Origin of the sequence: Brunnivagina elsteri CCALA 953 (assembly GCF_002289455.1) — a bacterium.
Classification (GTDB): Bacteria; Cyanobacteriota; Cyanobacteriia; order Cyanobacteriales; family Nostocaceae; genus Brunnivagina; species Brunnivagina elsteri.
Map to the genome: position 1 here is coordinate 21862 of NZ_NTFS01000020.1, position 11651 is coordinate 33512.

An 11651-nucleotide genomic window follows, 5' to 3' on the forward strand; every position below is an offset into this window, starting at 1 on the left:
AAGGTTAGAACATTTTCTGATTCTTGCCAAGATTACTTTAACTAATGTCGTACTAAAATCACCCGAAATCAACTCTTTTTTAGAAGCAGTAACCAAAAAACTATGAGGTTGCTGCTTTCTAACTTTTACAATATATATGTACTACTTTACCGGTAATAAATCAATAGGCTGAGGGATTGGGGAATTAAAACAATTTACGTAGCTTTAGCTTCCCGCTCTGCGAGGAAAAGCGAATTTCCCTAACTGCCTACTATCTTGGAGCAGGTTGGCTTGCGCTTTGTTGAATTGCGGCTTGAATGCGCGGTAACTCGACGAATTTTTTAGTATCCGCAAGTAAGCGCGTACCCCAAAGATTTTCTTTGAGAAAATCTAAGTTAGCGTAACGACTATCAATGCGAAGTGCTTGTTCACCCAATGTAATCCCTTGTTGCTGGTCGCCCTTAGTATAATATGCAACAGCTAATGCCATTAATGGTTCTGCGGCTTGTTTGTCTAAAACAACGGCAGATTGCCATTTTTGGATGGCTGTCTGGGTGTCACCCTGTTCATACTTAATTAAACCGATGTTATTAATAGCGGGCCAGAACTTTTGGTTTAGAGAGACAGCTTTGTTATATTGCGCGATCGCATCGGGTAATTTGCCGAGCATATAGTAAGCATTGCCTAAATCAAACAGCCCTTCGGAGTCGTTGGGTTTTATCTTTAAACCAGCCATGTAGAAATTGGCAGCTTGTTGATATTTTTGCTGTTGGAAATGAACCGAACCCAGGGCAAACTGAACAGCAGCATTTTTTGGGTTGAGTGTTTGGGCTTTGGTTAGGGATGCGATCGCATTGTTGTAATCTTTGGTTTGTAAATATAAACCACCCAAAAGGAACCAAACGCGATCGCTTTTTGGTGCAAGCTGTGATGCTAACTTTGCTCGCGGTAGAGCTAATTCGTACTGTTGAAACTGCCCCAGGGAAGCAGCTTCTTGAGCCAGACTCAAACCTTGTTTTTCGAGTTTTGCGGCATCAAGTTGTACGGTATGTGGTATGAGAGCTTGTGCGTTCGCATGTTTGGGCATAATCCACAAGCTACAAACAACCAAGAGAGAAATTAAACTAGTTTTTTTCGGCACGCTAACCTTCTATTGCCATAAAATCAAACAATCTTTCAGATAGCTTAAACTATCTCAGCTATTGACGACAGCAAAATGTGACATAACTGCCCTGAATTCGGGGAAAGAAAAAGGGAAAATTTAATGGAAAGTCTTGCTTTGCTCCATATAGACTTGAATAAATCTAGCTGAGTGCGTCGATATCTACGAGATGCGCTAGCTGATATCAAGCAAAGTCGCGACACTGGTTAATGGTTAATGGTTAATAGTTAATGGTTAACAGTTAAGTGTATCAGTTGACATTAGCTTATTATTTGTCATCTTTTATTTGTGCATCGCTTCAAACCAGTTAACAGATTGATTTTTTACTCTTAATTTTCCAAGTTTTTTGTCGCTTGGAAAGGTTTTACATCCCTTGAAGTTTGTTCAAATCTGTTTTGCACAACCGTTTTGCATAAGTTGCTGACAAACCCCTACACGAACCAGCTATGAATTTTTCTAAATTTCTTCTGCATTCTTCTTGGATTGCATTCGCACCACAACTTGTATTTTGGAGTATTGCTTTAGCACCACTTTCCGCAGGAATCGCGCTTTTTATCCCAACATCATCTCAAAGCGCTGAGGCTTTACCTTTACCAGTGGTGCAAAAAAATGAAGAAAAAGTCGGAAAGGCAGCAGAGTTATTTCCCTTAACTTCAGTTTCCCTTGCTTCTCCCCAAACTTCCCCTGTTTCTTTCTCTTTGTCTTCGTCTCCTTCTACTTCTAGCACTGATTCAAGCCCTAATTTAAGCCCTGATTTAAGTGCTACTGCCCAGCAGGAAAAAAAGAGCGACGAAAACACTACCTTTATCTCGCGAGATTCTCCCAATTATGAAGAAAAATCTGGCTCTCAACCGGAGAAGTTACAACACAAAAAAAATATCATCAGGTTGAGAAATTCCCCCCATTCCGAGAAAAAATCTGATTTTCAACGGGAAGAATTACAGCACAAAAATCAGCACGAAAATAATTCTCCCCATTCCGAGAAAAAATCTGGTTCTCAACGGGAAGAATTACAGCGTAAAAATCAGCACGAAAATAATTCTCCTATCAGGTTGAGACAATCTCCCCATCCCGAAAAAAAATCTGATTCTCAACGGCAGGAATTACAGGGTAAAAATCAGCACGAAAATAATTCTCCCCATTCCGAGAAAAAATCTGATTTTCAATCGGAGGAATTACAGCGTAAAAATCAACAGGAAAATAATTCTCCCCATTCCGAGAAAAAATCTGATTTTCAACAGGAGGAATTACAGCATAAAAATCAACAGGAAAATAATTCTTCCCATTCCGAGAAAAAATCTGGTTCTCAACAGGAAGAACACCACCACAAAAAAAATTCAATCCCAGTTCCATCTTCCTTACTTGTTCCCAGCAAACCAGAAGAGGTGAAAATTCAGGAAAATCAGCCGTTAACTCTCGAACAAGCCTTAGAAATTGCCCGTCACAGCAATCCGCAACTAAAAACGGCAATTTTGGAGTTAGAGCGTAGTCGTGCTGGTTTAAGAGAAGCAGAAGCGGCGCTATATCCAACATTTGGGATAAGTGGTAGCCTAACAAACGGCACATCAGCCCAAGACCAATTATCGGTAGATTCTGGTGTAGCTCTTCCTGCCACAGACGAAGCGAGGACAGCATTTACAGGGCAAGCGGAGATTAACTACAACATTTATACATCAGGTCGGAGGTCAGCAAGTATTCGCGAAGCTAAAGAAAGGATGAGAATTAGTAAGTTGGATGTGGAGACAAGGTTTCAAGAAATTCGTCTGAGCGTTACGACTCGTTACTACGACTTACAAGCTGCCGACGAACAACTACGGATTTCCAGCGCTGCTGTAGAAAATGCCCAAGCGAGTTTGCGGGATGCTCAAGCATTGGAACGTGCGGGAGTTGGGACAAAATTTGATGTATTGCGATCGCAGGTTAATGTGGCTAATTCCCAACAAGATTATGTCAATGCGCGATCGCGTCAACAAATTTCCCAAAGACAATTAGTATCACTATTAAACTTGCCGCAAACTGTCAATATTAGTACTGCCGAATCAGTAAAAGTCGTAGCTTTATGGCAGCAATCCCTGGAAGAAAGCATCATCTATGCCTACCAAAATCGGGAAGAATTAGAACAACGTCTAGCTGAACGCAATATTGGTGAACAAAGACGCAAGTTCGCATTATCACAGCTTGGACCACAGGTGGCACTGGTAGCAACTTATGATTTATTAGACCAGTACAACGATAAGATTAGCGCTACTGATGGTTATTCTGTAGGTGTGAAAGCGAAGTGGAATATATTCGATGGTGGTGCGGCAAAAGCCCAAGCATCACAAGCAAAAGCCAACATTGCGATCGCGGAAAGCAATTTCACCAACCAACGTAACCAAATTCGCTTTGAAGTCGAACAATTTTACGCCCAGTTGCAGTCTAATTTAGAAAATGTGCAAACAGCAACGGCATCCGTTGACCAAGCTCTGGAGGCATTACGACTTGCCAGGTTGCGGTTTCAAGCTGGTGTCGGCACACAAACCGATGTAATCGCAGCAGAAAATGACCTGACTCGCGCTCAAGGTAATCGGGTTACAGCTATTTTGGATTACAATCGTGCCTTTGCTAACCTGCAACGGGCAGTTTCTGTAAAAGTGTAAATCTTTTTCTGTTTTTTCTGTTTTTTTTGAGGACGCGATCGGAAGTAACTGTTGCGATCGCGTTTATTTAAAGATTTAACAAGGGATTTTGGTGAGAATACTTTAATTGGGAAATCGCATACTTTTAAAGATATTTTCTTTGTTCCACCAAAATATTCAGAAATGCTCAAACGACCTTATGCACGCATTGAGAAAAAAGACCATGACTTTGTGATTGGAGCAACTATACAAGTATCTTTTGAATCTGCCCCTCCACCAGAACAGAATGATAATTTAGGCGAAAAAATTACTCTGGTCAAAGAAGAGCCAGACAATTACTCACAAGTGAAGGTGACAGGTAACATCGAAACTCATATTTTTGATATTCCTGTTGTAGTTATTGAATGCAAAACATATCTTGATAAAACAATGCTCGAAGGTTCATCAAGAGCAGCAGAGGATTTAAAGGCTAGAAACCCAAATAGTTTATATATTGTGCTGATGGAATGGATCAAACTCTCCAGCGATTACTCATTACTGGTGTCGTTTTTATGCCCCCTAATATCAAAATATGCGGCATAGAAAAACCTTCTTTAATTTGATTGCGGCGAATATTTAATAACACTTGAGCATATTTTTCTCCCATTTCTGTCGGAGAAACCTTACCAGTATTAAATATTACTTCAATAATCCAATGGGGATTATTTACTAAACGACATTGAGCCGATTCTGGTAAACCTTCGATAAATAACTTGGCAAATTCTTCCCGACTGAGTGGGGGAACAACTCCATCCACAATATCAAAGTTGTGGGATAGCAACATTCGTCCCTGAGAAAAATCAGCCACTGTCTAACCCTGTAAGTATAAGCACCCTAGAACTTTATTTTATCGCGATATTGTCACTTACTTTAGGTAAAGATACTTGATTGCAATGGTTGATAGAGGATTCCTACGGAGTATCGCAAGTTATATAAATATCAACTCTTAATTAAAACATTATCTAGAAAATCCTTTTTTTAAAGAAAATATAAATGTTTGCCAATTTTGGTTGTTTCAAACATTTTCCTTAGGATACTTGTTTTATCATTACCTCAGTTCAAATACTTAATTCTTAAATCGCTTCTTTGAATACAATCCGTAATATTACTTAAATAAATCAAAATGAATGTTTCCAAAATCAAGTTAAACTGCCAGCCAGCAGTTATATTGGCATGGGCAGGTATTTTTGCATTGCAATTTTTCCCATTTCAAGTTAAAGCTACAGTTGTTACATCAGTAGCAGAAACAGAAATTTGTCCAACTCAAAATTCTTTACCCAAACGTAGTTTTGAGACAGAAAAATACAAAGCTTATATTTGTTTGGGAGATAAGGAGAACGAATTAGGTTATTTTGTACGTGTGACGAAAGGTGATAGTAGCAAAATTACTGTACCACTGGTGCGAAAAAGTGGTGAAACTTATATAGCTAGAAATGATGAAATTGCTTACATAATATCACTCTATGAAATGTTAATTCAGAAACGTGGAAAAACTGTATTGAGAGAGAGAGTAAATAGTGCGATCGCAGCTGATGGAACATCTCTAAACAGTGCTTGTCCACAAGGGCAAAATATCCTCCAGGAAGCTGTTACCAAAAGCTTTATCATTTATATCTGTGGTAATGATAAACCCGGAAGTTATGTTGCGATCGCGAGAATTGGTAATCAAAAAGTAACTCTTCCTTTGTCAAATTCTAAAGAAAGTAGCACTTCCAAAAATGAATCCAAAAATAAACAGTATGTTGCAATCGAAGGTAATACTCGTTACTTCCTAAATCGGGATGTTTTAAAAGTTGTTCAAGGGAATCAAATCAGGATTAAAGAAAAAGTGTTGCGATGGCTTTAGAAATGAAGGAGAAGACAGAAATAAATATAGAAATAAATATAGAAATGTCTTCTCCAACTCTCTCTGAATATCCAATTTTCAATTCTTGATTCATCCTATTCCCATAAATTTCTATCAATACTTAATTTAGCCTAAATTTACTTGTATTCTGAACCTTTAGGATGACAAACTTGCATCCGGAAGTCATACAAAGATAATGAAAAATAATTTTTATCTTAAAACTACAGACTGATATATTTTATTTAATCAATAGTTAGTATCAGATAGTTGATATCAAATATCACAATTCTTAGATTCCCGATTTCTTAGAGAGGTTGGGAATCTATCCGTTGCTTTAGCTAAATATAGCGATACAAAATATGATTTTACAGATTTTTAGAGTTATCTGAAATTTTTAGTACTTAAGTGCTAAACTCTTTATTAGTACAGTGTAAAGTTTTGTGTACAAAATATAAGGTTTTGTATAGAAAAGCACAAGTCTTAGATTTGTTCTTAGATTTAGAGAACTCCACAGAAAGAAATGCCCAATGTCATTCTGAGGAACGAAGAATCTCGCGTAGATGCTACCCTTCGGGAAGTCTTTCGCCTACGTTCCTCAGCATGACAACACAGGATCATTCATTTTGTGGCTTACTCTTATAGCTTTGCAGTAACTCTTATAGGTAAAAGTTATTATTATTTATTGTTAATTATTTATGATTGACAATTGATAATTTATAGCACTATTAAAAAAAATCAAGCGACTCCAAAATAAACCTATCAGTAAAGTTACTTTTTTCTCTTCTTAATATGATGACAAGTAATATTTTGTTAAAAGCTCAAAAGCCTGTTTCCTATTCCACTGAATTACCCATTCCTGATACAAAAAAAGAAGGTTTGGCAGGGCATTATTCAATAATAATTGCCACTGTAATTATGGCTATATGGGCTATTAGTCTAATATTATTAATGACTATAAATCTTGAACAAGTTAATATATTTTTTATATTAGTTGCTATGTTATGGCAAACATTTTTATATACTGGGCTATTTATAACAGCCCACGATGCCATGCATGGAGCGGTTTTTCCCAGCAATATAAAAGTGAATCACTTTATTGGTTCTCTTTGTTTAACATTATATGGTTGTTTGTCATATCAAAAGTTGTTGAAAAAACATTGGCAACATCATAAAAACCCAGCTAGTGAATCCGATCCAGATTTCCACAATGGCAAGCAGAAGAATTTGCTATCTTGGTATTTCCATTTTATGAAAAATTACTGGAGTTGGAAACAAATTCTGACCTTAATGTTGATTTTCAATATTATTGTTGCTACTCTGCATACTCCTGAAAATAACCTCAAGTATTTTTGGATATTCCCTTCAATATTAAGTTCGCTACAGCTATTTTATTTTGGTACTTTTGAACCGCATCGTGAACCGAAAGAGGGATATAAAGAACCCCATAATTCGCAAACAATCTCTCGTTCTGTCTGGCTATCTTTTCTAACTTGCTATCACTTTGGTTATCATGAGGAACATCATGAGTATTCTAATGTTCCTTGGTGGGAATTACCTAAAGTATATAAATGGAAGCGAGAATCTTAAACCCACGCGATAAGCAAAGCTTAATGCCAAAGGCATTAAGCTCTAAATAACCTCATATTTTTAGCGACACCATTCGATAAGCTCCGTTTATCGCAAACCTGCACAGATTCCCGATTTTTAACTATGTTTGTTGTCAGATTTTAGATTTTCGCACAGAAGTCGCGAATCTTGAACCCACGCGATCGCTTTAATTGCATAAAGTGCGATCGCTCTCTGCCACTTTTGTATTATTCTGTAAGTAATCTTGTAGTAATTCGCAACCTTTACCGAGTAATTTGTCAATTTCTGTATCTGCTAAATCTCGAAAAATGACTTTGCCGCTACTACTGCCTGTTACTAAGGTTTTGCCATCTGGGGTAAATGTGAAACTTGCGAAGGTGTCATTTTCGGCATTGATAGCCAATTCTAATTTGCTTTCGCGATTCCAGAGTTTAATTTTGTCTTCGCTGAGGGTAGCAATTATTTTACCATCAGGGCTAAAACTGACACTTTTAAAGCTTTCACCATTGCCATACAAAGGTTTGAATTGCTTTCCTTCGGGAGTCCACAGCCGCACTGTAGTATCAATACTGGCAGAAGCTAACACTTTACCATCATTCGACCAGGCTACAGCAAATACGGAACGACTGTGACCAGGCAAGTTTCTAATTAACTTCCCTTCTTTGTTCCAAATTTTTACTGTTTTATCATCGCTTGCAGAAGCAATTAAGTTACCATCTGGGCTGAAGCTAACCCAGTTTACAACGTCTTCATGTCCCAATAGTGTTACGATTAACTTACCATCGCGATTCCACAATTTTACTGTTTTGTCTGCACTTGCGGTTGCTAATATTTCCCCATTCGGCGACCAATCAACACTTAAAACTGCACCATCATGCCCTTCTAATGTCTTAATTAATTTACCATCACGATTCCATAATTTGACTGTTTCATCTTCACTTGCAGTCGCCAAAATTTGACCATCGGGACTAAAACTGGCATCCCAGACTTCTTTTTTATGCCCAATTAAATCGTGTTGTAATTTACCATCGCGATTCCATATTTTCACGGTGTTATCTTCACTAGCTGAAGCAAACAAATCACCTTTTAAGGAATAGCTTAATTTTGATACACTCTTAGAATGGGCTTGAATACTCTTTAATGGTATATATTTCCATCGCCACAATTTAATATTGGTATCGCGACTTGCTGATGCTAACATTTGTCCATCTGGACTAAAACTGACACTGCTAACCCAGTCGCTATGTCCTTTTAACATTTCCAGAACCTTTCCATCCAGGTTCCAGAGTTTTACTGTTCTATCCCAACTTGCCGATGCGATCGCATTCCCATCGGGACTAAAAGCGACATTTGCGACTACACCTTTGTGACCATCAAAGGTTTTTAATAGTTTACCATTGCGACTCCACAGCTTCACGCGCTTATCCCAACTCCCTGTTGCCAGCATATCCCCATTGGGGGACCAAGCAACGCTAAAAACTGTATTTCCCTTACCACTTCCCGGTAGTGTTGTCAATAATTTACCATCAAGACTCCATAATTTGACTGTTGTATCGCTGCTGCTGGATGCAATTATATTACCATCGGGACTAAAAGCGACGCTGGTAACTGAGTTAGTATGTCCTGTTAGGGTTGTGAGTAATTTACCATCGCGATTCCATAACCGTACAGTGCTGTCAAAACCTCCGGATGCAATGATTTGTCCGTTGGCAGACCAAGCAACGCTATTAACTAGTTGCTGTCCTGATATGATGGTTTTTAATGCTTTGCCGTCTCTAGTCCAAAATCTCACGGTTCCATCGCTACTTCCCGATACCAGCATTGTACTATCGGGGCTAAATGCAACACTATTAACACGGCGAGAATGACCTTTGAGTGAGTGTAATTTTTTACCATTCTTCTCCCAGAGATTGACAGTACCATCACTGCTAGCAGAAGCAATGATTAAATTATCGGGGCTAATTGCCACACTATTAATGTCAGATGTATGTCCTTCCAAGCGGTTAATTTCCCGCACTCGCATTCCATAGGTTGCTTGATAAAGTGCGGTTTTAACTAGTTGCTGGGTTTGAGCATCGGGGAAAATGGCTTTGTCGAGTTTCTTTGCCGCACGCAATCCTTCTCGGAGGGAATCAATGTCTTTACCTAAAGCAAATAGGGCTTCGCTGGATGCGCTAGCTGCTTCACTGGCAGCAATTACAGCTTTGCGTCCTTGGTAAAATGCCATACCAATGGAAGCGGTTAAAATTAACATACCGAGAGATGAAGCTACAAGGGCATTTTTGAGAATACGGTTGACTCGCGTTTGATTTTTGCGTTGTTTTTCGGTTTCAATCAGTTCAGCTTGGAGTTTTTGCTGTTCAATTTCCGCATGTAAGCGATCGCGTTCGACTCGACTAACTTCATCGCGTTTTCGTAGTTCTTTTAATTCTCCGAGTAAATCCGAACCTGTTTGCGGTTGGTTATCTTGATGTTTTGCTTGTTTGTTGTGACGTAGCTCGCTATTGAGACGGGAAATTTCTAACTCGCTTTGCTGTACTTGTTGACGCAACTTTTTTACTTGTTCTTGCAAAGAAAGTTCGTCTTGTTGGAGAACACGAATTAAATCAACTAAATAATCGTGAATTAATTGATAACGTTCGGGAACTTCTGGAAAGAGGACAACTAATCCCGATCGCACCAAAATTTCTAAGACTAATTCGAGTTTTTCAACGTTCTCTAATTCAGCTAATTCTGTGGCTAATTCGGCACGAGTTTTAAACGGACGTTTTTTAGTTTCATCAGTTAATAAATACAGTACTAATAAAGCCGCTCTTTCATTCTCTTCTCCGCAATCACGAATTAATTCCTTTAAATATCTTTCAATTAATTTATTTGGTCTAAATTGTTGATATTTTCTCAAACTGAGGATACGCTCATCTTGGAGTTGTGCCCCCACAACTTGTAATTCAATTGGACGAACTTCCCCCAACTCTGCCGATAAATCCTCAACTAAGGCATCTATTAAAGCTGGTTCGAGATGATATTGGGAACGCTCAGTTAATTCTTGAATTACAGCTTTAGCATCCTCACGGGAAAAGTTATTTAATTGATAGCGAACATTCTTATCTAGCAGATTATAATTAATGGGTTCAAGTGCAGAAAGCTGCTTAAATTCTAATAACCTGTGTAAATAATCTTCTCGCACACTGAAAATTACCTTCACAAAAGCCACATTCAAACAATCGCATAAAAACCGATCGAATTCTTGTAGCTGAACCTGACTACAACCAGAGAAAAACTCCTCAATCTGGTCAAAAATTAAAACAGTAATAATACTATTGCGAGCATTTTCCTGCAACAAATCCAAAACCCCATCAATAGTAATTGGAGTTGCTGGAAAAGGTAATAGATTCCCATCCAATCCAGCTTTGCGAATAGCCAGAGGTTTTGTAGATGCGAGGGCATTTCCCAAAGCCTTCCCTAATTCCCGCACCCAATCAGTATAAATTTGTAGCACCACAGGTACGGCGATTTGGTCGCCAATTGTCCGTTGTTGCAGTGCCGGAACCAATCCAGCCGTGACTGTCGAACTTTTACCAACCCCCGAAGGACCATGTATAATCGTTAACTTATGGTCAGCACGACTAACCCTACCAATCAAATTTTGGATATCCCTTTGTCTGCCAGAAGCGGTAATTTCCAAAGCCACAGTACCGTTCGGCGAATTAAATGGTGAACTAAATACTGGTGTCTGAGGATGCTTTTGAGGTTGTAATCTCCCTGCCCCAATAAACGCCCGCAAACCATATTGCTGCTCAACCGAACGGCGCTTTTGCCTGATAATAAAGGCTTCTAAATACAAACCAGATTCAAAATACAGAGTCCGCAACCACCGCATTAAGTAAATATAGCGATATACATCGTAGTTAAAATCACTATTGTCCAGTGATAACTTCAGTTCCTGACTCGCCAACTCCAACTGTTCACCAGCAATCGTGCTATATTCCCGCAGCGAGTGACTACCATCATCACCCAAATTTCGCAAAGCCTTAGCCAAAGTTAAGCGGTAAATTTGCCCCATCAACAACGGGAATAAATTTGGTTGCGAATGTTGACTTTCCTTCGCTTCATAGAGTTGCCACAATGCTACCCTTGCCAACTGACTTGCTTGTGCCCAATTTTGACGAGAAATCGCAACAATAGCCAAAAAACCAAAATCGCAAGCTAATTGGAAATGTGTACCGTGGGTATGATGTAACTTTTCTGACTTGTCGGCGACTATTTGTAACTCACCCCATTCTTTGAGATGTTGTAAAACCTCCGCCAACAGCCCAATAATTTGCGCCATCAAATCAGGACGTTGGGCTTGCTCAAACACATCCAGACATTTTTGGAAATAAGACTTAGCCTGTTGCCAGCGCTGACGATGTTCTAAGTG

General features: G+C 38.9%; 7 protein-coding genes. 4 read left to right on the forward strand and 3 right to left on the reverse strand.

Annotated features, from left to right (window positions below; all coding sequences use genetic code 11):
* Nucleotides 1-250: 250 nt before the first annotated feature.
* The gene (locus CK510_RS03310; protein ID WP_095720338.1) at nt 251-1120 is read right to left on the reverse strand and encodes a tetratricopeptide repeat protein; all 870 of its coding nucleotides are present in this window, start codon (nt 1118-1120) and stop codon (nt 251-253) included.
* Between the two features lie 467 nt (nt 1121-1587).
* Between CK510_RS03310 and CK510_RS03315 the strand changes: the two genes are divergently transcribed.
* Entirely contained in the window at nt 1588-3780 is a 2193-nt protein-coding gene (locus CK510_RS03315; protein ID WP_095720339.1) for a TolC family protein, read from the forward strand.
* A 51-nt stretch (nt 3781-3831) separates the two neighbouring features.
* The gene (locus CK510_RS03320) at nt 3832-4341 is read left to right on the forward strand and encodes a Bpu10I family restriction endonuclease (protein ID WP_245911827.1); all 510 of its coding nucleotides are present in this window, start codon (nt 3832-3834) and stop codon (nt 4339-4341) included.
* Here CK510_RS03320 and CK510_RS30820 read toward each other — a convergent pair.
* Nucleotides 4271-4606, reverse strand: coding sequence for a DUF2656 family protein (locus CK510_RS30820; protein ID WP_245911828.1), 336 nt, complete (start codon nt 4604-4606; stop codon nt 4271-4273). The two genes, CK510_RS03320 and CK510_RS30820, sit on opposite strands and share 71 nt — an antisense overlap.
* Nucleotides 4607-4921: 315 nt before the next feature.
* On the opposite strand from CK510_RS30820, the gene CK510_RS03325 reads away from it, so the two are divergent.
* Both CK510_RS03325 and crtW read left to right on the forward strand, forming a co-directional pair.
* The gene (locus tag CK510_RS03325; protein ID WP_245911829.1) at nt 4922-5644 is read left to right on the forward strand and encodes a hypothetical protein; all 723 of its coding nucleotides are present in this window, start codon (nt 4922-4924) and stop codon (nt 5642-5644) included.
* Nucleotides 5645-6433: 789 nt separating this feature from the next.
* Nucleotides 6434-7231, forward strand: coding sequence for a beta-carotene ketolase CrtW (gene crtW / locus CK510_RS03330; RefSeq protein ID WP_245911830.1), 798 nt, complete (start codon nt 6434-6436; stop codon nt 7229-7231).
* 187 nt (nt 7232-7418) lie between these two features.
* On the opposite strand, the gene CK510_RS03335 is transcribed toward crtW, so the two are convergent.
* The coding region (locus CK510_RS03335; RefSeq protein ID WP_095720342.1) for a WD40 domain-containing protein at nt 7419-11651 on the reverse strand (4233 nt) is incomplete at its 5' end.

Excerpts from the sequence above, each read along its gene's own strand:
- CK510_RS03315 (WP_095720339.1), top strand. The coding sequence starts at position 1,588 with ATGAATTTTTCTAAATTTCTTCTGCATTCTTCTTGGATTGCATTCGCA.
- crtW (WP_245911830.1), top strand. The coding sequence starts at position 6,434 with ATGATGACAAGTAATATTTTGTTAAAAGCTCAAAAGCCTGTTTCCTAT.
- CK510_RS03325 (WP_245911829.1), top strand. The coding sequence starts at position 4,922 with ATGAATGTTTCCAAAATCAAGTTAAACTGCCAGCCAGCAGTTATATTG.